Genomic DNA, 21,751 nt, shown 5'->3' on the forward strand with positions numbered 1-21,751 from the left:
TCTAAAATTATAACGTCCAAATTAAACCACAAACTATTAACCTTTGAAATTCCCAACTCCCCAAACCCTCGAAAATATCGCAATCATAATTAGTTCAGATTATGTGGGTGAACCAACTTTTCCGGTGTTTGGGATGAATGAAATACATGTTGTTCAGCCAGGAGATATTGTTTTTGTGGATCATCCCAAATATTATGATAAAGCATTGCAGTCGCAGGCTACGGTAATTCTCATCAATAAAAAAGTAGATTGCCCCGCGGGGAAAGCTTTATTGGTTTCTGATGACCCATTTCGTGATTTCAATAAACTTACACGATATTTTAAACCTTTCCGAAGTTCCACTAGTGCAATTTCAGAATCTGCAGAAATAGGAGAGGGCACAATCATACAGCCAAATGTATTTGTGGGCAATAATGTAAAAATTGGAAGTAACTGCCTAATCCATTCCAACGTATGTATTTACGACAACACGGTTATCGGCAATAATGTTACTATTCATGCAGGTACGGTTTTAGGCAGCGATGCATTTTATTATAAAAACCGCCCAGAAAAATTTGATAAGCTATTAAGCGGAGGTAATGTGGTGATTGAAGATAATGTAGATCTTGGCGCATTGTGTACTATTGATAAAGGCGTAACAGCTTCCACCACCATTGGTGAAGGGTCTAAATTGGACAATCAAGTTCATGTGGGGCACGACACAATAATAGGCAAACGTTGTTTGATAGCCTCTCAGGTTGGAATTGCGGGATGTGTTTTAATAGAAGATTTTGTGACTATTTGGGGGCAAGTGGGAATTACTAGCGGAATTACCATTGGTGAGAAAGCGGTTATATCTGCCCAAAGCGGGGTAAGCAAATCGTTGCCCGGTAACAAGGCATATTTTGGTACCCCGGCAGATGAGTTTAGAAAAAAGTATAAGGAATTGGCGTCAATTAGGCTTATTCCAGACATTATAGAAAAATTGGACAAATTACCATGAGTAAAAAAGCAAAAGACGTAGTAAGGGATTTTTATAGATCAGATATTTTAAGGGACGAGACCGTAATGGAGCGTTTTTTCCACCCAGAATTGGTGCTTATCTGGAACAGTGCTAACGGTTTATCCATTATGCATTATGATGACATCGTTAATTTCTTCGGAGAAGTGAGAAGGTCTTACAACGATTTAAGATTAGAGGTGAGCCATTTGTTGGCTGATGACAATCATGTCACTATTCGATATAAATATTATATCAGAACCATGGAAAATCCAGATGAAGAGCTGGGCATCGCACATTTCATTGCCATTTGGGAGGTAAAAGACGACAAGCTCTACCGTGGTTACCAAGTGAGCCAACCAGTTACCGACAAAGACGATACCACCGAAAGTTACCATCGGGTTAAGGTATAATATCTTTTAAAACCCCTGCCAAAAGCTGTATCTTTGTGCCTAGTAATTAAATATTCGAAAACTTTTAATTTGAATAAAAAATAAAAATAAATAATTTCAAATAATTTAAAATGAGCGTTTTAGTAAATAAAAATTCAAAAATAATTGTTCAAGGTTTCACCGGAAGTGAAGGTACTTTTCACGCCGAACAAATGATTGAATACGGAACCAATGTAGTAGGAGGGGTTACCCCCGGAAAAGGTGGCCAAAAACATCTTGACAAGCCTGTGTTCAATACGGTTTCAGAAGCTGTTGAAAAAACAGGTGCCGATACCACAATTATCTTTGTACCACCAGCATTTGCAGCAGACGCTATTATGGAAGCCGCCGATGCAGGCATCAAGGTAATTATTACCATTACCGAAGGAATACCCGTAAAAGATATGATTACGGCTTCAAACTATATAAAAGACCGGGATTGTCGTCTCATTGGTCCTAACTGCCCAGGCGTAATAACGCCCGGTGAAGCGAAAGTAGGCATTATGCCCGGTTTTGTTTTCAAAAAAGGAAAAGTGGGTATCGTTTCAAAATCTGGAACACTTACGTATGAAGCTGCAGACCAAGTTGTAAAACAAGGCCTCGGTATTACAACCGCTATTGGAATTGGTGGTGATCCCATCATTGGTACCACTACAAAGGAAGCTTTGGAAATGCTTATCAATGATTCTGAAAGTGAAGCTGTAGTAATGATTGGGGAAATTGGAGGCCAACTTGAAATTGACGCTGCCAATTGGTACAAGAACAGTGGTATCAAAAAACCAGTAATTGGCTTTATAGCTGGCGAAACTGCACCTGCTGGAAGAACAATGGGTCACGCCGGAGCAATTGTGGGCGGAAGTGATGATACAGCCCAGGCAAAGAAAAAAGTAATGCGCGAATGTGGCATCCACGTAGTGGATTCTCCTGCGGAAATTGGAAAGAAGGTAGCCGAGGTTTTAGGCTAGTTTTTTTAAATCTTCAAAATAAGCTCTGCAAAATTCGCAGGGCTTTTTTTATGGAGAACCCGCAACCTTTTGTTATATTTGAATCCCCGCCTTTTGCGGTCTTTTAGTTCATAAATATATGGTCGAGCATGGTCAAGACTTTTTTAGTTTAAATCAAAATATTATTATATGAAATTATTGGAAGGAAAAACAGCAATCATTACCGGCGGTAGCCGTGGAATTGGAAAAGGAATCGTTGAAACCTTCGCCCAGCACGGCGCCAATGTGGCCTTCACCTATAGCTCCTCAGCTGAAGCGGCAAATGCGTTGGCTGATGAAATTTCAAAATCTGGTGTAAAGGCCAAGGCCTATAAAAGCGATGCGGCTTCCTATGACGAGTCACAAAAACTGGCAGAAGAAGTTTTGAAAGATTTCGGAAGCATAGATATTCTCGTGAATAATGCCGGTATTACAAAGGACAATCTGTTAATGCGTATTTCCGAAGAAGATTTTGATAAGGTAATTGAGGTGAATTTGAAATCGGTTTTCAATATGACGAAAGCTGTGCAACGCGCCATGTTAAAACAACGAAAGGGTTCCATTATCAATATGAGTTCCGTAGTTGGGGTAAAGGGAAATGCAGGGCAAACTAACTATGCGGCTTCAAAAGCAGGTATTATAGGTTTCACTAAATCTGTTGCTTTGGAGCTGGGTTCCCGAGACATCCGTTGCAACGCCATTGCTCCCGGTTTCATCGAAACTGAAATGACCGGAAAATTGGATGAAGCCATAGTACAGGGTTGGCGCGATGCCATTCCGTTAAAGCGCGGCGGTTCTCCCGAAGATATTGCAAACGCGTGTGTTTTCCTTGCCAGCGACCTTTCAGCCTATGTTACCGGGCAAGTGCTGAATGTTGATGGGGGAATGCTTACATAAAAAAGTTTTCAGTTTTCAGTAGCAGTATGTAGTAATCTAAACCCTGAAACTAGAAACCTTAAACCTGAAACCACTTTAGTGACCACAGAAACCATACTTTATATAATCCTCGCCGGAGTAGTATCCATTGCTCTGGCGGTTTTTATGTATGGCTATAAGTCAAAGCAAAAGGGCTTGTTGACTTGGGTTTTTGGAATCCTTCGTTTTATTACGCTTTTCTCTATTTTGCTTTTGATCATTAATCCAAAATTTAAAAGTGAAACCTATACCATTGAAAAACCGAAACTTCCCGTGCTTATTGACAATTCAGCCTCGGTAGGGGAGTTGTACCAAACGGAGAATGTTTCGGAATTACTTCAAAAATTAAAGGAAAACGGTGATTTAAACGATAAGTTTGATGTTTCCTATTATACCTTCGGAAGTGATTTTCGCGAAAGCGATTCTATTTCCTTTAATGAAAAGAACACAAACATTTCCAAAGCACTTACTTCAACTAACGAGCTTTTCAAAAACCAAACGGCTCCAACAATAGTAATTACGGATGGAAACCCAACGCTGGGCAATGATTACGAATTTTCTTCAGCCACTTTCCAAAACGCTATTTATCCAGTAATTCTGGGAGATTCCATAAAATACACAGATCTAAAAATTGAGCAGCTTAACACAAACAGATATACTTTTTTAAAAAACCAATTTCCTGTTGAAGTCATTTTAACCTATAGTGGCGTAGGCCCCGTAAATTCTGAGTTTGTAGTTACCCAAGGAACTGTAGGCGTGTTTCGTACAAACGTTTCATTTTCTGAAAGTGAAACTTCAAAGACCTTAAACTTTACGCTTCCTTCAAATTTGGTGGGACTTCAAAAATATACCGCACAAATACTTCCACTTGCAGATGAAAAGAACAAAATCAACAACAGCAAGCAGTTTGCTGTTGAAGTGATAGATCAGGCCACCAATGTTTTAGTTGTAAGCAAAATAGTCCATCCAGATTTGGGCGCACTAAAAAAAGCAATAACTACTAACGAGCAACGTACGGTTTCATTTAAAAAACCTGCAGAAGCTGTTTCAGTTTTAAATGATTATCAATTAATAATTCTCTATCAACCCGATAGAAGTTTTGCTGCGGTATTTTCAGAAATGGAGAAACTGAAAAAAAACAGTTGGGTGATCTCTGGCCTGCAAACGGATTGGTATTTTCTCAATGGGGCGCAAGACAATTTTACTAAAGAAACATCCAATCAAAGCGAAGACATACAGGCGCAATTGAACAGCAATTACGGCACATTTGCCGTGGAAGATATTGGTTTCAACAATTTTCCACCATTGCACACAGAATTTGGCGCATTGACCATACCCGTTCCAAATGAAGTGCTGCTTGAGCAGACTGTAAGCGGCCTTACAAATGGAAATCCACTGCTTGCCACACTGGAAATAAACGGTAAACGAGATGCCATTTTGGACGGGGAAGGCTTTTGGCGCTGGCGCGCACGCAGTTTTCTTGAAACGGAAAGCTTCCAAAGTTTTGATGATTTTATTGGAAATATAATTCAATATTTGGCCTCCAACAAACGCCGTACTAGACTGGAAGTGTCTTCGGAAACGTTTTATTACAACAACAAACCAATCAGGATTTCTGCCCAATATTTTGATAAAAACTATGTTTTTGATAACCGTGCATCACTAAATATTACATTAAAAAATAAGGATACCGAAAAGCAAACCGTGTTCCCTATGCTTTTGAGAAATAATTATTACGAAGTGGATCTCAATAGCCTTTCGGCAGGAGAATATAATTATACGGTTTCAGTTTCAAACGAGGCGGTTTCCAGCAGTGGCAGTTTCACTATTTTGGACTTTAATGTTGAGCAGCAATTCCTCAATGCCAATGTTTCCAAACTCCGCCGAATTGCAAAGCATACGGATGGTAGCGCTTATTTTATAACACAAACCGATGCGATGATACAAAGTCTGTTAGCCAATGATAACTTCCAAAACATTGAAAGAAGCGAACAAAAAGTGGTACCTTTGATAGATTGGAAATATCTCCTTGCTCTCATCGTTCTAGCCCTTGCTGCAGAATGGTTTGTTAGAAAATACAATGGCCTTATCTAATCAACCAAATACATATACAATGGAAAAATTACCTAAACTCACAATACCCGTAATCGTAGGAATTATTTTGCTCATAATTTTAGTGTCAAAGTCTTCTGTAACTATTGGCTCCGGTCACGCTGGGGTGCTGTATCAAACTTTTGGTAACGGTGTGGTTACCGACGAACCACCGCTAGGAGAGGGATTTCATATCATTGCCCCGTGGAACAAGGTTTTTGTCTATGAAGTGCGCCAACAAGAACTCAGTGAAAAAATGCAAGTACTATCTAGCAACGGATTGGAAATAAAATTGGACGCCTCGGCTTGGTATCAACCTATTTATAGTGATGTGGCCAAGTTACACCAAGAAAAAGGAGAAGACTATTTGCAACGCGTTATTCAGCCAGCCATTAGAAGTGCGGCCAGAAGCGTTGTAGGTCGTTATACACCAGAGCAGTTATATTCCACAAAACGGGACGCCATTCAAGAGGAAATTTTTGAGGAAACAAAAAAGATCCTTGATAAACAATATGTGCAATTAAACGAAATTTTGGTACGGGACGTAACCCTGCCACCCACTATTAAAGACGCCATTGAAAGAAAGTTAAGACAGGAACAAGAATCTTTAGAATACGAATTTAGGTTAGTGACTGCTGATAAGGAAGCCCAGAAAGTACGTATTGAAGCACAAGGTAAAGCAGATGCCAATAGAATTTTAAGTGCCTCGCTTACAGATAAAATCCTTCAGGATAAAGGAATAGATGCCACCCTCGAGCTTGCAAAATCACCAAATAGCAAAGTGGTTGTGGTAGGCTCTGGCGATAGCGGTTTGCCTTTGATTTTAGGGAATAATTAAAAACTTACTTCCGCTTCCATAGTCTAAAAATAAAAAATGCCGAAATTACTGCAATTCCAATAAGAATTGTCGCTCCCATAACATTTCCATAGATAACATATCCTGTGGCAAAGAGCGAAGTGTAAACAAAAACAATTCCCAGAAGCATCGAGGCTAAGTCAATGGTAAACACATCATGGCTTGGTCGCAAACTAATATTCGCTTTGGCTGCCACTTTTTTAAAGTTTTTCCAACCGTTGCCGTAGGGCGTAATTGCATTGTAAAAATTTGCTAGTGTCTTAGTATCCGTAGGACGGGTGAGGAGGGTTATCGCAATCCAGCTTACTGTTGTAATTGCAACGCCAATTACCAGTTTCTCATAGGGTTCCAGTCCCATTTCCACAAAATTGAAAACTATGGCAACTATAAATGAAACCGCCATGCCGGTAATTTCACTGTATGCGTTTACGCGCCACCAAAACCATCGCAATATAAAAATGAGTCCTGTTCCTGCGCCTATCTGCAATAGAATTGCAAAAGTTTCCAAAGCGCTGCTTAATACCAATGCGAGCAAAGCAGAAAAAGCCATTAACAGAATTGTGGAAATCTGTCCAACGCCAACCAATTCCTTTTCAGATGCTTCTGGTTTCACAAACCTCTTGTAAAAATCCAATGAAATATAGGAAGACCCCCAGTTAAGATGCGTGGAGATAGTGCTCATAAAAGCCGCAATCAAAGAAGCAACCACCAAACCAAGCAAACCTGCAGGCAATTTAGTAAGCATTGCAGAATAGCCCAAATCATGGCCCAAAACGGCATTTGGAAATTGCGCCTGAATATCGGTAAGTTGCGGATACACGACCAATGAGGCAAAAGCGATCAAAATCCACGGCCATGGGCGCAGGGCATAATGCATTATATTAAAGAGTAAGGTTGCGCCAATGGCATTTTTCTCATCCTTGGCGGAAAGCATACGTTGTGCGATATAGCCACCACCACCAGGTTCAGCTCCTGGGTACCAGACACTCCACCATTGTACGGCAATGGGGATTATTAATAGAACGAGTAAGGTGTTTGTATCGCCGAAATCTGGCAGAAAATTTAATTTATCCGAAACATTTTCATTGGAAAGAAGATTTTGCAAACCGCCTACTTCGGGTAAGTTCACAATGTAATACGCTGCCCAAATGGAGCCGATCATCGCTATAATAAACTGGAGGAAATCAGTAAAAATAACCCCTCGCAAACCGCCAATAGAACTATAGATAACCGTAACGATAGAAGCATATAGCACGCATTCCCATGGCTCAAGGTTAAACAATACGCCACCAATTTTTATAGCTGCCAAGCAGACCGAGGCCATAATCATTACATTAAAAAAAACACCCAAATACAAAGCCCGGAATCCCCGTAAAAAAGCCGCCGGTTTTCCACTGTAGCGCATTTCGTAAAACTGAAGATCTGTAAGTACTTTACTTCTTCGCCATAATTTTGCATATACAAAAACTGTCAGCATTCCAGTAATTAAAAACGTCCACCATACCCAGTTTCCCGAAACGCCATTTTGCCGAACAATATCTGTAACCAAATTTGGAGTATCTGCTGAAAAAGTGGTGGCAACCATAGAAATACCCAACAACCACCACGGCATATTTCTTCCTGAAAGAAAGAATTCCTGTGTATTCTTTCCAGACTTTTTGGCTACAACAAGGCCAATCACAAGAAATATAACAAAGAATGAAATGATTAAAATCCAGTCAAGCGTGGCTAAATGCATAAGAAGTATTGATTTTACAGCGGTTCGTAATTACTCCGGTTAAAGTAAAGAAATTGCTTTGAAAATTAATAAAGCGTTAAATTTTTATATTCACAGTCTTTTAAACAATCTTTTTGTTTAGATTTGTCGTCGTATTTATGAACAAATCAGTTTTACATCATCACCATATTTTCCTTCACGCGCTCGCGAGGTGATATGGCTATTGTGTAAATTCAACAATATTCGAAAACCCGTTTGAGCAATCAAACGGGTTTTTTTATTTCCCTAATTCAACTAGAAAAATTATAATGAAAAAATTAAAAATTGCAGTACAAAAATCAGGGCGTCTCCACGACGAATCGCTGGCGTTACTCAAAGATTGCGGTATTTATATAGACAATGGCCGCGACCAATTGAAAGCTTCGGCTACCAACTTTCCTTTGGAAATCTATTACCTGCGCAATGGCGATATTCCCCAATATTTAAAGGATGGCGTGGTGGACTGCGCCATTATAGGTGAAAATCTTTTGGTTGAAAAAGGCGAAGGAATTTCAATTGCCAGTCGCTTGGGCTTTTCGAAATGCAGGGTTTCGCTTGCTGTTCCGAAGACTTTTAAATACAGTTCCATAGAAGACTTTAACGGAAAGCGAATCGCTACGAGTTATCCTGAAACGACCCGTAATTATTTAGATGAAAAAGGGATAGAAGCAGAGCTACATATCATTAATGGCAGTGTTGAAATAGCTCCAAATATAGGGCTCGCTGATGCTATTTGCGATATCGTGAGCAGCGGCAGTACGCTTTTCAAAAACAATTTAAAGGAAGTGGAAGTCATTTTGAAAAGTGAGGCCGTACTTGCAGTTTCTCCTAATATTTCAGAAAGTACAACTAAAATTCTTGATAAAATTCGTTTTCGAATCCAATCCGTTTTACAAGGTCGCGACTCGCGCTATGTGCTCTTAAATGCGCCAAATGAAAAGATTGATGAAATAATCAAAATTTTGCCGGGAATGAAGAGCCCAACCTTGCTTCCGCTGGCAGAGGATGGGTGGAGCAGCATTCATTCCGTTGTAAATAGGGATGTTTTTTGGGAAGTAATTGAAGAATTAAAACAAGCTGGAGCCGAAGGAATATTAGTTTGTCCAATTGAAAAAATGATACTTTAAATTATAAAAGACGAACGACGAACGACGAACGACGCACTGAAAATAAAACTATTGAATTATAAAAATGAAAACTATAAAATATCCAAAACCTGAAATATGGTCTGAACTTTTACAACGCCCCACCCAAACGATTGCCGATGTGGAAGCGACCGTAAACGAAATTTTTTCCGAAGTAAAAGTGAAAGGTAATGCAGCAGTTAAAAAATACACCCAACTTTTTGATGGAATTTCCTTGGATGAAATAGTAGTTTCGGAAGAAGAAATTGCAAATGCAGAAAAAGAAGTACCCGAAGATTTGAAGGCAGCAATCAATCTCGCAAAAGCAAACATCGAAAAATTCCATAGCGCCCAAAAAACTGACCGTATTATAATAGAAACTACTAAAGGTGTATTGTGTTGGCAAGAAAAACGACCCATCCAAAAAATAGGGCTTTACATTCCTGGTGGGACTGCGCCGCTCTTTTCAACGGTTTTGATGCTGGCTATTCCAGCAAAAGTAGCTGGTTGCAAGGAAATTATTTTATGCTCGCCACCTGATAAAAACGGTAAAATCAACCCTGCAATTCTCTATGCGGCCAATCTTTGCGGAGTCACACATATTTTCAAAATTGGTGGAATTCAAGCTATTGGCGCAATGACTTTTGGCGCCGATACCGTTCCTGCTGTTTACAAAATATTTGGTCCGGGAAATCAGTTTGTAACCGTCGCCAAGCAAATTGCAACCAAACACGGAGTTGCTATCGATATGCCCGCAGGTCCTTCAGAGTTGCTTGTTTTTGCTGATGACACGGCGGATCCTTCCTTCGTGGCTTCCGATTTACTGTCGCAGGCTGAACACGGTGCCGATAGTCAGGTTATTTTAGTTACAACCTCAGAAAAGCTTTTGAATTCTGTAGAAAAGGAAGTGGAAAAGCAGATGGCGTCACTTCCCAGAAAATCGATTGCGGAAAAAGCAATACAAAATTCAAAAATGATTTTGGTGGAAAATAATGGACAAGCAATCAATCTCATCAATGAATATGCCCCGGAACACTTTATTGTGGTTTCAAAAGAAGAAGATTTTTTTATTGAGAACATTCGAAATGCCGGTTCAGTTTTTATTGGAAACTACACTCCCGAAAGCGCTGGGGATTATGCTTCGGGAACCAATCATACTTTGCCCACAAATGGTTATGCAAAACAGTACAGCGGGGTAAACCTCGACAGTTTTATGAAAAGTATGACCTTTCAAAAAATTTCAGCACAGGGAATTCAAAATATAGGGAAAACCATAGAAACCATGGCCGAAGCTGAAGGATTGCAAGCGCACAAAAATGCGGTGACTTTACGGTTGGAGAGTTTAAAAAAATAAAGCGATGAATAAAGATTTTAATATTAAGAGCCTTATCCGACCAAATGTGGCAAAAATGCAGCCATACAGCTCAGCCCGCGATGAATTTAAGGATTTTAACAGTGAGATGGTTTTCCTCGATGCCAACGAAAACCCGTTTGAAACTAATGTAAACCGCTATCCCGATCCGCAACAGCGACACCTAAAAAGCATTCTTTCAAAACATAAAAATATTCCAACAGATCAGATTCTTTTGGGAAATGGCAGTGATGAAGTACTCGACTTGATTTTCAGGGCATTCTGCGAACCCGCTAAAGATAACATAATCACTTTACCGCCAACCTATGGTATGTACGGAGTTTTGGCAGATTTAAATAATATTGAGAATAGGGAAGTGCTACTTGATGCAGATTTTCAGCTGGATTTGGATAAGATTTCAAGTACCGCAGATACGCGCACCAAGCTATTGTTTATTTGTTCCCCAAATAATCCAACGGGTAATTTGATAGCTTTGGAAAGAATTTTAAAGCTATTAAAAACCTTCCATGGTTTGGTAGTGATTGATGAGGCTTACATAGATTTTGCAAACGAGGAAAGTTGGATTTCAAAGCTGCGCAAATTTCCAAATTTGATTGTCACACAAACACTTTCAAAAGCATACGGATTGGCGGGAATCCGATTGGGAATTTGCTATGCTTCTGCGGAAATTATTTCGGTTTTGAATAAAATCAAGCCGCCGTACAACATAAATAAACTCACCCAAGAAACGGCAATTGAGCAACTTCAAAATACTGAAAGGATGTATAGGGAGATATCCTTATTAAAAACAGAAAAGGATACATTACTTAAAGCATTGGTTGAAATAGATTTTGTTAAAAAAGTATATCCATCAGATGCAAATTTCATCCTTTTAAAAGTTGACAATGCAGAAAGGCGCTACACACAATTATTGGCAAAAGGCATTGTAGTACGCAATAGAAGTTTGCAACCATTTTGTGAGAACACACTTCGTATAACGATTGGAACTCCTTCCGAAAACAAAAAATTAATAATTACCCTAAAAGAAATGCAACAATGAAAAAACGCGTACTGTTTATAGACCGCGATGGCACCATAATCAAAGAAACTGTAGACGAGCAGATAGATGCTTTTGACAAAATGATTTTTTATCCCAAAGTATTTAGCTACTTGGGAAAAATAGTAAAAGAGTTTGATTTTGAATTGGTGATGATTACCAATCAGGACGGTTTGGGAACGGATTCTTTTCCTGAGGAAACCTTTTGGCCAGTACATAATTTTATACTAAAAGGTTTTGAAAATGAAGGTGTTATTTTCAGTGAGGTATTAATTGACCGAACATTTCCGAACGAAAAGGCCGATACTCGGAAACCTGGAACTGGCTTGTTAAAAAAATATTTTTCCGAAGAATATGACCTGGAAAATTCCTTTGTAATAGGCGATAGGCTCACGGATATGGAACTTGCCAAAAACCTTGGCGCCAAAGGAATTTTCATAAACGATAATACTAAGTTGGGGACTTCCGAAATTTCGTTGAAAGTTGAAGAACTACAGCAAAACATCGCTTTGGAAACCAATGATTGGCAGCAGATTTATGAGTTTTTAAAACTGAAACAGCGTGTTTCAGAAATCCACCGAAAAACAAATGAAACCGATATTTCAATTAAATTGAATCTGGATGGCAGCGGGAAAAGTATTATAAACACTGGCATTGCCTTTTTTGACCATATGCTGGACCAATTGGCGCGGCACGGGCAAATGGATTTGGTAATAACCGTAACAGGAGATTTGGAAGTGGACGAGCACCATACCATCGAGGACACCGCAATTGCTTTGGGCGAAGTTTTCAACCAAGCCCTAGGGGATAAATTGGGAATGGAGCGCTACGGCTTCTGTTTGCCAATGGACGATTGTTTAGCCCAAGTTGCCATTGACTTCGGTGGAAGGAACTGGCTAGTTTGGGATGCCGATTTCAAACGCGAAATGATAGGCAAAATGCCCACGGAAATGTTCCAGCATTTTTTTAAAAGTTTTACCGATGGTGCCAAGGCAAATCTCAATATTAAAGCCGAAGGAACCAACGAGCACCATAAAATTGAAGCAATTTTTAAAGCCTTCGCTAAAGCCATAAAGATGGCTATAAAACGTGATGCTGAAAAAATGATTTTACCAACGACCAAAGGCTTGCTTTAAATACGATATACGAAATATGAAATACGAATTACGAAGTACGAGCGACGAGCTACGAGTTACGAAATATGAAATATGAAATACGAGCTACGAATTACGAACGACGGGAAATTAAAATAGGAAATATGAAAATAGCACTTATTAATTATGGAGCGGGTAACAGCCAAAGCATCAAATTTGCCTTGAAGAGACTGGGTTTTGAAGCAATTTTGAGCGATGAGGAAACTGAAATACGTAGTGCTGATAAAGTAATTTTTCCCGGCGTGGGCGAGGCGAGTAGCGCAATGCAAAAACTGAAGGTCTCAGGCCTGGACCAAGTCATTCCCACTTTAAAACAACCCGTTTTGGGCATTTGTTTGGGAATGCAGCTGCTCTGCAAATCTTCCGAAGAACGAAATACAAAGGGTTTGGGAGTTTTTGATGTGGAGGTAGTACGATTTCCCAAAGGTTTAAAAGTGCCGCAAATTGGTTGGAATCAGATTTCAAATTTAAAAACCAGCTTGTTTGAGGGTATTTCAGAAAACGAGTTTATGTATTTGGTGCATAGTTTTTACGCTCCGCTCTGTAAAGAAGCTATTGCAATTTCAGAATACGGAATTCAATATGCATCGGCATTACAGAAGGATAATTTTTATGGTGTACAATTCCATCCCGAGAAAAGCAGTACCGCAGGTGAACATATCTTAAAGAACTTTTTAAAACTATAATATGCGAATAATACCAGCAATAGATATTATTGACGGCAAATGTGTCCGACTTTCAAAAGGGGACTACAGCACGAAAAAGATTTATAATGAAAACCCATTGGAGGTTGCAAAACAATTTGAAGCCCACGGGATAGAATATTTGCATTTGGTGGATTTGGACGGTGCGAAAAGTAAACACATTGTGAACCATAAGGTATTAGAGGAAATCGCTATAAACACTACTTTAAAGATTGATTTTGGTGGCGGGCTAAAAACAAGCAATGATTTGAGGATTGCCTTTGAATGTGGCGCCAACCAAATAACTGGCGGTAGTATCGCTGTAAAAAGCCCAGAAACCTTCAATGATTGGTTACAAACATTTGGAAGTGAAAAAATTATTTTGGGTGCGGATGCCAAAGATGAAAAAGTGGCAATTAGTGGATGGATGGAAGCTTCAAATTTAGAAGTAATTCCCTTTATACAGAAATATATGGAAAGTGGAATTGAATATGTAATCTGTACCGATATCAGTAAAGACGGAATGTTGCAAGGCCCCTCATTTGATTTGTATGAAAAAATCATTACTGAAACCAAAATAGTAAAACTGATTGCCTCTGGAGGAATTTCAACTTTTGAAGAACTGCCAAAACTTGCTGAAATAGGCTGTGAAGGAGTGATTATCGGCAAAGCGATTTATGAAAATAGAATTAACTTGAAACAACTTGAAAACTATATTTTGAACGACGAGATTTGAGCTACGAGGTTTGAGCGACGAGCGACGAATGATGAGCGACGAGCGACGATTGACGAGCGACGATTGATGAACGATGAATAACGAATTCGAGCTACGAACGACGATCTATGAATGACGGGTTACGAGTTTTGAGGTGATAATTTTAAGAAAATTATTAATTTGAACCAGTCTATTATTAAAACGAAGAGGTACGCAAGATTTAAAAGCAAGAACTAAAAAGTTCACTTTGGACTGTTTGGGCCTATGTTCTAAAATTCCAAAGTCAAGGGAATTTGACTCAATTGTACGTCAACTTATTCGGTCATCGAGTTCTGTTGGCGCAAATTATCGCGCTGCAAACAGAGCAAAATCTGATCGTGATTTTATAAACAAGTTAAAAATTGTAGAAGAAGAAGCAGACGAAAGTATGTTTTGGTTGGAAATATTGTTAGAGATCAATTCAAACAACACCGAAACTATAAAAAAATTAATCGATGAAAGTGATGAGTTGGTAGCAATAACAGTAGCTTCTATAAAAACCGCAAGAAAAAGATTATGATAAATATTTCCAAATCCCGTCGTTCATCGCTCGTACCTCAAACTTCAATTCGGCGCTCGGCGTTCGTAACTCGTACTTCTTATGTTAACTAAACGAATAATCCCCTGCTTGGATATAAAAAACGGCAGAACCGTAAAGGGAATCAATTTTCTCGATTTGCGCGACGCCGGCGACCCTGTTGAGTTGGCAAAGTTCTATTCTGAAAACGGGGCAGACGAATTGGTTTTTTTGGATATTTCAGCAACCGAGGAACGAAGAAGAACCTTAGCTGAATTAGTTTTAAAAGTTGCTGAAACCATTAATATTCCCTTTACCGTTGGGGGTGGTATTTCTTCCGTCGAAGATGTGGAAATCCTTTTGAACAATGGCGCCGATAAGATTTCGGTGAATTCGTCTGCTGTAAGAAACCCACAATTGATAAACGAGTTGGCTTCAAGGTTTGGTTCACAATGTATCGTTGTGGCCATTGACGCTAAACAAATTCAAGGCAAATGGAAAGTACATTTGATGGGAGGGAAGAAGCCTACGGAACTAGATCTTTTTGAATGGGCTAAAGAGGTAGAAAAACGTGGTGCGGGCGAAATCCTTTTCACTTCTATGGATCACGACGGCACCAAAAACGGTTTTGCAAACGATGCTTTGGCAAAGCTTTCAACAGCACTGAACATTCCGATAATTGCCTCCGGTGGAGCGGGAACGATTCAGCATTTTGCCGATACTTTTATTAAAGGAAAAGCAGATGCCGCCTTGGCAGCCAGTGTGTTTCATTTTAAGAAAATCATTATTTCCGAATTAAAGAATAAACTGAAAACCCAGGGAATAGCTGTTCGAAGTACGAGATGCGAGCGACGAACTACGAACGACGAACTACGAGCGACGAACTACGAGCGACGAGTGAAGAGCGACGAAGTTTGAATAATAAAATGAAATACGAAATGGGAAATACGAAATGGGAAATACGAAATGGGAAATACGAAATGGGAAATACGAAATACGAATTACGAAATACGAGATGCGAACGACGAACGACGAGCGACGAGCGACGAAGGATAGTTAAACAAAAAACAAACAATGAATATAGATTTTAAAAAAGACAGGGACGGCCTTGTGCCCGCAATCATTCAGGATGATTTAACAAGTAAAGTGCTGATGCTTGGGTATATGAACGAGGAGGCTTTTTTGAAAACCAATCAATCAAAAAAGGTTACTTTCTTTAGTAGAAGCAAGCAAAGACTTTGGACAAAAGGAGAGGAAAGCGGTAATTTCCTGAAACTTGTCTCCATTGCTTTGGATTGCGACAATGACGCGCTCTTAATAAAAGTAAATCCTACGGGGCCTGTTTGCCACAAAGGAACTGACACTTGCTGGGAGGAAGATAATGTTTCTAGTTTTGGCTTTCTTTCAGATCTGGAAAACATCATTCAAAACAGAAAAAGGAATTCTGAAAATGAAGATTCCTACATAGCATCCCTTTTTCGAAAGGGCATCAATAAAATTGCGCAAAAAGTAGGCGAGGAGGCCGTGGAAGTGGTGATTGAAGCAAAGGACAATAATGACAATTTGTTTCTCAATGAAAGTGCCGACCTGCTCTTTCACTATATGATTTTGCTTCAGGCAAAGGGTTTTACCTTAAGCGATGTGGAGAAAACACTTCGGCAACGCCATAAAATGGAATAATCTTTTTACTTTTTCCTACCTTTAAAAAATAATCAACTTTTTTATGGCCGCACGAAGAAGAAAAAAAACACAAACCACAAAAATACAGCCCAAAAGGGCAAGAAACCTTTCCCCGGGAACGGTAACCTATACCGGTAAAAAAACTACTACGGTTACGAAACTGGACATTATAGATTATTCCAAGGAGCATTATGACCGTTTTGAGACCAACAATATACAAGAGGCTTTTACGTATGAGGATTCTGCCAATATTACGTGGATTAACGTAAACGGTCTTAGCAATACCGATGACATTGTTACTTTAGGCAACCATTTTGAATTGCACCCACTAATACAGGAAGATATAGTTACCACTAACCAACGCCCAAAAATTGACGAGTACGAAGAGTATTTATTTATTGTTTTCAAAATGTTGCACTATGATGATGCGGAACAGCTTATAAACGAGCATATAAGTATGGTTATTGGAAAGGATTACGTCATTACTTTCCAAGAGGCCGAGGGCGATGTTTTTGGAGACCTGCGTGATCGCCTTGCGCATGGTAGGGGAAGAATAAGAGGCTTGGGTTCAGACTATCTTATGTTTGCCATTATGGATGCGGTGGTAGATAATTATTTCACCGTTATTGAATTTTTAAGCAATAAAGTGGAAATACTTGAGGATAAACTTTTTGATGACAAGGAAGATGAAAATATAACCGAGGAAATCCAAGAGCTTAAAAAAGAAATACTAAGAATCAGAAAGGCAGTAGTGCCGCTTCGAGAGGTAGTAAATAGACTGGAAAAAATAGAAAACTCGCTTATTAATGAACGCACCAACAAATACATTCGCGATCTCTATGACCACATTATTCAAGTAAACGAAAGTGTTGAAATATATAGGGATATGATCTGGGGCTTAATGGATATGTACATGACCACCATTAGCAACAAAATGAACGAGGTGATGAAGGTGCTTACCATTATGGCTTCCATTTTTATCCCCCTCACTTTTATGGCAGGTATTTACGGGATGAATTTTGAACATATGCCCGAACTGCACTATAGATACGGCTATTACTACCTTTGGGGGGCCATGATTTTGGTGTTTTTTGGATTGCTTTGGTATTTTAAAAGAAAGAAATGGTTGTAACGCAGTCCGACTTACACCCTAGGTTGAATGTTTAATTGTTTATTTATGTAAGGGTTTAACTGGTGGATAGTTCGTCGCTTGTACCTCGTAACTTACCTTTTCTCAGAATCTAGAACATGCTCCAGAACCTCCCAAACAGTTTCAGCGACTATCTTATGACCCTCTGCCGTAGGATGAATTCCATCATTTTGGTTTAGCTTTTTAACTCCGCCAACGTCCTTTAAAATAAAAGGAATGAAGGCAATATTATTTTCTGCAGCCAGATCAGCAAAGATGGCGCGAAACTGCGTGGTATAATCCTGCCCCATATTGGGGGGCAACTGCATTCCTGCCAACACAATCTTTGTCTCGGGGCTTTTCGTTTTAACGGCGTCTATTATTGCTTGTAGATTAGCTTTGGTTTCAGAAATAGGCACGCCTCGCAGCCCGTCATTTGCACCGAGTTCCAAAACAAATATATCTATGTTCTGATTGAGGATCCAGTTGATTCTGCTTTTGCCGCCGGCGGAAGTTTCCCCGCTAACCCCAGAGTTTATTACTTCATAATTCAAACCCAAGGAGTCAATTTTAGATTGGATAATTCCTGGAAAAGCATCATTGGTATCATCCAGACCATAGCCAGCAGTTATACTATCCCCAAAAAATAAAATGGTCTTGCTAGAGGTATTTTCCGAAGTTTCAGTTTCGTTAGGGGTATTTTCGTTCGCTTCTATTGCAGATTTTGATTTTGTGTCATTTCCACAGGATAACAGTATAAAAACAAGTAAGAAATAACAAAACTTTAAGAGGTACTTCGACTTGGAACCTATTGTATTTAAAAGGGTTTGCGTAATTTTGAAATTCGGCATAAGGCGGCGGTTTATTAATAAAAATGAGTTCTCTCCCGAAATTTGGACAGCACTCGAACTAACATTGAAAAACTATAACGAGTTTTCGATTGCGCTCGAACAGATATATAAAAAATTTAAATGACAAAGATATTAAAGATTAACGGGCTGGAGAAAACTTATAAAAGCGGTTCGAAGCAATTAACGGTTCTTCATGATGTTTCCTTTGAAGTGGAAAAAGGCCAAATATTTTCCATCGTAGGCCCTTCGGGTAGTGGCAAGACTACTTTGCTGGGCCTATCCGCAGGCTTAGACACCCCGAGCGCAGGTAGTGTGGAATTATGCGGACATAATTTAAGTAGCCTCAATGAAGATGAACGCGCACAACTGCGCAATGAGGAAGTGGGGTTTATTTTTCAGGATTTTCAGCTCCTGCCAACCCTAACGGCCCTTGAAAACGTTAGCGTGCCTTTAGAACTGCAAGGGACTCATAAGGCTGTTAGCAGAGCAAAGGAACTTTTAGAAAAAGTAGGCTTGGGAGACCGCACACATCATTATCCGTCACAACTATCCGGTGGCGAGCAACAGCGGGTAGCAGTGGCAAGGGCATTTTCAAACAAACCTTCAATTTTATTTGCAGACGAACCTACCGGCAATCTGGACCAAGAAACTGGTGAGAAAGTAATACAGCTACTCTTTGACCTCAATAAAGAAGCCGGAACTACGCTCGTGATTATTACCCACGACTTAGATTTAGCTGCAAGGACCCAACAAATTTTAAGATTGAAGGGCGGCAGAATTTTAACTAATAAAACAACTGTTACAATTTGAACAAGCCCCAGTTAAAACCAAAGTTACATACAGCTTGGCTATTGAAAATGGCTTGGCGCGATGCCAAGGCAAGTAAGGCACGGCTGTTGCTTTTTATGGCATCCATTATCTTAGGGATTGCGGCTGTTGTTTCCATTCAGTTATTTAGCCAAAACCTTACCGATAATATCCAACGGCAATCAAAATCATTGATGGGGGCCGATTTTCTTATAGATACCGATCAGCTTCCCAGTGAACGCGCACAAGCAATTATTGATTCCCTAAAACCCGATGCTTCAGAAGTAAACTTTGTATCAATGGTAGCTTTTCCCAAGAACAAGGGCACCAAATTAGTTCGCGTACGTGGTTTGCAAGGCGATTTTCCTTTTTACGGAAATATTGATACACAGCCCGTTACAGCCGCTACTTCTTATCAAGGTTTAGGGGGCGCTTTAGTAGACGCCACTTTGATGTTGCAATACAACTTGACGGCAGGCGATTCCATTAAAGTAGGCGAAATAACTTTGCCCATAACGGGCGCATTAAACGCTATTCCCGGTAATAACGCGGTCTCCAGCTCAGTAGCGCCCTTAGTAATAATTCCGTATAGGCTGGTTGCCGACACTGAATTGTTACAGTTTGGAAGCCGAAAGGAATACCAGTTTTATTACAAACAGCCCAATACAGACCTTGTAGCTTTGGAAGTTCAATTGCAGCCCATGCTCGAGGCAGAAAACGCAGATCTGGATACCCATACCAGCACTAGCAGCCGTTTGGGGCGCAGGTATGATAATGTTGGTTCGTTTCTCAACCTTACTGCTTTCATTGCACTATTGCTGGGTTGTGTGGGGATTGCCAGCTCAGTGAATATTTACATCAAGGAAAAGATAAAGCCGATCGCCATCCTAAAATGTCTGGGCGCATCCAGAAAACAAAGCTTTTTGATTTTTCTGATTCAGATTGCTGGAATTGGAATTTTGGGAGGTTTTATAGGAACGCTGATCGGAATAGGGCTACAGGAGCTTTTCCCTATTGTATTAAAAGAGTTTCTGCCTTTTGATTTAACTATTAGTATCACTGCCCAACCCATAATCATGGGTATTCTCTTGGGCTTGGTAATGTCTGTATTATTTGCCTTACTGCCTTTATTACGCACATGGTATGTTTCGCCCCTGGAAGTACTGCGCTATAGCGGGGAATCCTCAAAACAGTCCAAAAAAGCCACCTATGGAGTTATTGTTGTGGTTGTTTTGTTTTTATTTGCCTTTTCGTATTGGTTACTTAAAGATTGGTTGTTTGCAATGGCCTTTATAGGTGGTGTTTTTTTAACCTTCGGGCTGCTTGCAGGTATTGCAACGGGTACCATGAAATTGGTAAAAAATTATTTTCCAAAGGGTGCAAGTTTTACCACACGTCAAAGCCTTCTGAATTTATTCCGACCCAACAATCAAACCATCGTATTGCTGGTAGCTATTGGCTTGGGCACCTTTTTAATCAGTACATTATATTTCACCAAGGATATTTTATTGAATAAAGCCACGCTGGGCCAAACCGCTGAAAGTGCAAACCTCATTACTATAGACGTGCAACCCGCGCAGGTAAAAGAGGTAATAAATACTTTTAAGGCCCATGATCTAGAAGTATTAAATAATATTCCGCTAGTTACTATGCGGATGCACAGTATTAAAAATGAATTGGTAAGCAGCATTCGCACAGATACTACAGCCCAAATAAAAGACTGGTTATTAAATCATGAGTTTAGAACCACCTATCGCAGTACCCTTACCCATTCCGAAGAGATTGTAGCAGGGGAGTGGGTGGGTGTGCAAAAGCTTGATGATACCGTTAAAATTTCTATCTCCGAAAATTTAGCCGAAGATGCCAATGTAACGCTAGGCGACGCCTTGATTTTTAATGTGCAGGGCGTACTTATGGAAACTGTTATTGGCAGTATTCGGAAAGTGGATTGGACAAGCCTGCAGCCCAATTTCTCTATCGTTTTTCCTAAAGGGGTCCTGGAATATGCACCACAGTTTAATGTATTGTCAACCTATACGCCCACCGAGGAAAGCTCGGCTAAGCTGCAACGCGACTTGGTCACTAAATTCCCCAATGTATCCGTTATAGATCTAAGGCAGGTGTTCAGTGTAATAGAAGATATACTGGATAAGATAACTTGGATTATCAACTTTATGGCATTTTTCAGTATCCTTACCGGGATTATTGTTTTGATAGGCTCCGTACGGACCAGCAAATACCAGCGCATAAAGGAAAGCGTCTTGCTGCGCACCTTGGGTGCCAAAAACAAACAGATACTAAACATAACCGCCCTGGAATATCTATTTCTGGGAATTTTGGGCAGTCTATTGGGGGTTCTTTTGGCCTTGCTTAGCAGCTTACTCTTGGCGGTATTTTTATTTGAGGAACCCTTTATTCCCTCGCTTATACCTTTCTTGGTTTTCTTACCGGGTATTTCCCTATTGGTTTTGGGGATAGGGTTGAGCAATATTCGTGAGGTTTTACGGAGTTCACCTTTGGAGATGCTACGGAGGAGTTAGGTGTGAGACGGGAGACGTGAGTCGTTTACCGTGGGGAGGAAGTCTGTTCTCTGTTGTCTGTTGTCTGTTGTCTGTTCTGAATTTCTTATATCA

At 39.9% G+C, this 21,751-nt stretch carries 18 protein-coding genes and 2 pseudogenes; 18 read left to right on the plus strand and 2 right to left on the minus strand.

From position 1 onward, the window contains the following. The first annotated feature begins 43 nt into the window (after window positions 1-43). The 6 genes from JK629_RS12385 to JK629_RS12410 all read left to right on the plus strand — a co-directional run bounded on the left by JK629_RS12385 (window position 44) and on the right by JK629_RS12410 (window position 6,237). Complete coding sequence (locus tag JK629_RS12385) at window positions 44-982, plus strand: UDP-3-O-(3-hydroxymyristoyl)glucosamine N-acyltransferase (protein ID WP_202335932.1); 939 nt, start codon at window positions 44-46, stop codon at window positions 980-982. Further along, on the plus strand, window positions 979-1,392 hold the full coding sequence (locus JK629_RS12390; protein ID WP_202335933.1) for a nuclear transport factor 2 family protein: 414 nt from the start codon (window positions 979-981) through the stop codon (window positions 1,390-1,392). Before JK629_RS12385 ends, JK629_RS12390 begins: the two co-directional genes overlap by 4 nt. A 110-nt stretch (window positions 1,393-1,502) precedes the next feature. Further along, window positions 1,503-2,375, plus strand: a complete 873-nt coding sequence (sucD, locus tag JK629_RS12395) for a succinate--CoA ligase subunit alpha (protein ID WP_202335934.1) — start codon at window positions 1,503-1,505, stop codon at window positions 2,373-2,375. Between the two features lie 168 nt (window positions 2,376-2,543). Next, window positions 2,544-3,290 carry a 3-oxoacyl-[acyl-carrier-protein] reductase gene (gene fabG / locus JK629_RS12400; protein ID WP_202335935.1) on the plus strand — a complete coding sequence of 249 codons (747 nt, stop codon included), beginning with the start codon at window positions 2,544-2,546 and terminating at the stop codon, window positions 3,288-3,290. A 78-nt stretch (window positions 3,291-3,368) separates the two neighbouring features. After that, window positions 3,369-5,402 (plus strand): vWA domain-containing protein, encoded by a 2,034-nt coding sequence (locus tag JK629_RS12405; RefSeq protein WP_202335936.1) that lies wholly within the window; start codon window positions 3,369-3,371, stop codon window positions 5,400-5,402. A gap of 19 nt (window positions 5,403-5,421) precedes the next feature. Further along, the gene (locus JK629_RS12410) at window positions 5,422-6,237 is read left to right on the plus strand and encodes a prohibitin family protein (protein WP_202335937.1); all 816 of its coding nucleotides are present in this window, start codon (window positions 5,422-5,424) and stop codon (window positions 6,235-6,237) included. A 4-nt stretch (window positions 6,238-6,241) separates the two neighbouring features. On the opposite strand, the gene JK629_RS12415 is transcribed toward JK629_RS12410, so the two are convergent. After that, window positions 6,242-7,993, minus strand: a complete 1,752-nt coding sequence (locus JK629_RS12415) for a sodium:solute symporter family protein (RefSeq protein WP_202335938.1) — start codon at window positions 7,991-7,993, stop codon at window positions 6,242-6,244. Window positions 7,994-8,280: 287 nt separating this feature from the next. Here JK629_RS12415 and hisG point away from each other — a divergent pair, with 287 nt between their 5' ends. The 10 genes and pseudogenes from hisG to corA all read left to right on the plus strand — a co-directional run bounded on the left by hisG (window position 8,281) and on the right by corA (window position 17,463). Next, window positions 8,281-9,138 carry an ATP phosphoribosyltransferase gene (hisG, locus tag JK629_RS12420; RefSeq protein ID WP_202335939.1) on the plus strand — a complete coding sequence of 286 codons (858 nt, stop codon included), beginning with the start codon at window positions 8,281-8,283 and terminating at the stop codon, window positions 9,136-9,138. Window positions 9,139-9,202: 64 nt separating this feature from the next. After that, window positions 9,203-10,489 carry a histidinol dehydrogenase gene (gene hisD / locus JK629_RS12425; protein ID WP_202335940.1) on the plus strand — a complete coding sequence of 429 codons (1,287 nt, stop codon included), beginning with the start codon at window positions 9,203-9,205 and terminating at the stop codon, window positions 10,487-10,489. Window positions 10,490-10,493: 4 nt separating this feature from the next. Further along, a complete protein-coding gene (hisC, locus tag JK629_RS12430; RefSeq protein ID WP_202335941.1) occupies window positions 10,494-11,546 on the plus strand; it encodes a histidinol-phosphate transaminase in 1,053 nt (350 codons plus the stop codon). Beyond that, window positions 11,543-12,679 (plus strand): bifunctional histidinol-phosphatase/imidazoleglycerol-phosphate dehydratase HisB, encoded by a 1,137-nt coding sequence (hisB, locus tag JK629_RS12435; RefSeq protein ID WP_202335942.1) that lies wholly within the window; start codon window positions 11,543-11,545, stop codon window positions 12,677-12,679. The genes hisC and hisB overlap by 4 nt, the downstream gene beginning before the upstream one ends. Before the next feature lie 122 nt (window positions 12,680-12,801). Then, window positions 12,802-13,383: an imidazole glycerol phosphate synthase subunit HisH gene (hisH, locus tag JK629_RS12440; RefSeq protein ID WP_202335943.1), complete on the plus strand. Its 582-nt coding sequence runs from the start codon at window positions 12,802-12,804 to the stop codon at window positions 13,381-13,383. Window position 13,384: 1 nt separating this feature from the next. Beyond that, entirely contained in the window at window positions 13,385-14,116 is a 732-nt protein-coding gene (gene hisA, locus JK629_RS12445) for a 1-(5-phosphoribosyl)-5-[(5-phosphoribosylamino)methylideneamino]imidazole-4-carboxamide isomerase (protein WP_202335944.1), read from the plus strand. A 217-nt stretch (window positions 14,117-14,333) separates the two neighbouring features. After that, window positions 14,334-14,654 (plus strand): annotated as a pseudogene (locus JK629_RS12450) (four helix bundle protein); the annotation flags it as partial. 81 nt (window positions 14,655-14,735) lie between these two features. Then, window positions 14,736-15,485, plus strand: a pseudogene (gene hisF, locus JK629_RS12455) (imidazole glycerol phosphate synthase subunit HisF); the annotation flags it as partial. Window positions 15,486-15,725: 240 nt separating this feature from the next. Further along, window positions 15,726-16,331 (plus strand): bifunctional phosphoribosyl-AMP cyclohydrolase/phosphoribosyl-ATP diphosphatase HisIE, encoded by a 606-nt coding sequence (gene hisIE, locus JK629_RS12460; RefSeq protein ID WP_202335947.1) that lies wholly within the window; start codon window positions 15,726-15,728, stop codon window positions 16,329-16,331. 43 nt (window positions 16,332-16,374) lie between these two features. Beyond that, complete coding sequence (corA, locus tag JK629_RS12465) at window positions 16,375-17,463, plus strand: magnesium/cobalt transporter CorA (protein WP_202335948.1); 1,089 nt, start codon at window positions 16,375-16,377, stop codon at window positions 17,461-17,463. Window positions 17,464-17,555: 92 nt separating this feature from the next. Here the strand turns inward: corA and JK629_RS12470 are convergent, their stop codons facing one another. Next, window positions 17,556-18,311, minus strand: a complete 756-nt coding sequence (locus JK629_RS12470) for an arylesterase (RefSeq protein ID WP_202335949.1) — start codon at window positions 18,309-18,311, stop codon at window positions 17,556-17,558. Between the two features lie 120 nt (window positions 18,312-18,431). On the opposite strand from JK629_RS12470, the gene JK629_RS12475 reads away from it, so the two are divergent. Both JK629_RS12475 and JK629_RS12480 read left to right on the plus strand, forming a co-directional pair. Further along, on the plus strand, window positions 18,432-19,121 hold the full coding sequence (locus JK629_RS12475) for an ABC transporter ATP-binding protein (protein ID WP_202335950.1): 690 nt from the start codon (window positions 18,432-18,434) through the stop codon (window positions 19,119-19,121). Window positions 19,122-19,168: 47 nt separating this feature from the next. Beyond that, entirely contained in the window at window positions 19,169-21,658 is a 2,490-nt protein-coding gene (locus JK629_RS12480) for an ABC transporter permease (RefSeq protein ID WP_202338055.1), read from the plus strand. The last annotated feature ends 93 nt before the right edge of the window (window positions 21,659-21,751 follow it).

The organism is Aequorivita iocasae (assembly GCF_016757735.1).
Classification (GTDB): domain Bacteria; phylum Bacteroidota; class Bacteroidia; order Flavobacteriales; family Flavobacteriaceae; genus Aequorivita; species Aequorivita iocasae.

Bases quoted from the DNA above. Each gene is read 5' to 3' on its own strand.
- JK629_RS12470 (WP_202335949.1), bottom strand. From the start codon at position 18,311: ATGCCGAATTTCAAAATTACGCAAACCCTTTTAAATACAATAGGTTCC.
- hisD (WP_202335940.1), top strand. From the start codon at position 9,203: ATGAAAACTATAAAATATCCAAAACCTGAAATATGGTCTGAACTTTTA.
- JK629_RS12390 (WP_202335933.1), top strand. From the start codon at position 979: ATGAGTAAAAAAGCAAAAGACGTAGTAAGGGATTTTTATAGATCAGAT.
- corA (WP_202335948.1), top strand. From the start codon at position 16,375: ATGGCCGCACGAAGAAGAAAAAAAACACAAACCACAAAAATACAGCCC.
- JK629_RS12475 (WP_202335950.1), top strand. From the start codon at position 18,432: ATGACAAAGATATTAAAGATTAACGGGCTGGAGAAAACTTATAAAAGC.
- hisC (WP_202335941.1), top strand. From the start codon at position 10,494: ATGAATAAAGATTTTAATATTAAGAGCCTTATCCGACCAAATGTGGCA.
- hisIE (WP_202335947.1), top strand. From the start codon at position 15,726: ATGAATATAGATTTTAAAAAAGACAGGGACGGCCTTGTGCCCGCAATC.
- JK629_RS12480 (WP_202338055.1), top strand. From the start codon at position 19,169: ATGGCTTGGCGCGATGCCAAGGCAAGTAAGGCACGGCTGTTGCTTTTT.
- sucD (WP_202335934.1), top strand. From the start codon at position 1,503: ATGAGCGTTTTAGTAAATAAAAATTCAAAAATAATTGTTCAAGGTTTC.
- JK629_RS12410 (WP_202335937.1), top strand. From the start codon at position 5,422: ATGGAAAAATTACCTAAACTCACAATACCCGTAATCGTAGGAATTATT.
- hisB (WP_202335942.1), top strand. From the start codon at position 11,543: ATGAAAAAACGCGTACTGTTTATAGACCGCGATGGCACCATAATCAAA.
- fabG (WP_202335935.1), top strand. From the start codon at position 2,544: ATGAAATTATTGGAAGGAAAAACAGCAATCATTACCGGCGGTAGCCGT.
- hisG (WP_202335939.1), top strand. From the start codon at position 8,281: ATGAAAAAATTAAAAATTGCAGTACAAAAATCAGGGCGTCTCCACGAC.
- hisH (WP_202335943.1), top strand. From the start codon at position 12,802: ATGAAAATAGCACTTATTAATTATGGAGCGGGTAACAGCCAAAGCATC.
- hisA (WP_202335944.1), top strand. From the start codon at position 13,385: ATGCGAATAATACCAGCAATAGATATTATTGACGGCAAATGTGTCCGA.
- JK629_RS12415 (WP_202335938.1), bottom strand. From the start codon at position 7,993: ATGCATTTAGCCACGCTTGACTGGATTTTAATCATTTCATTCTTTGTT.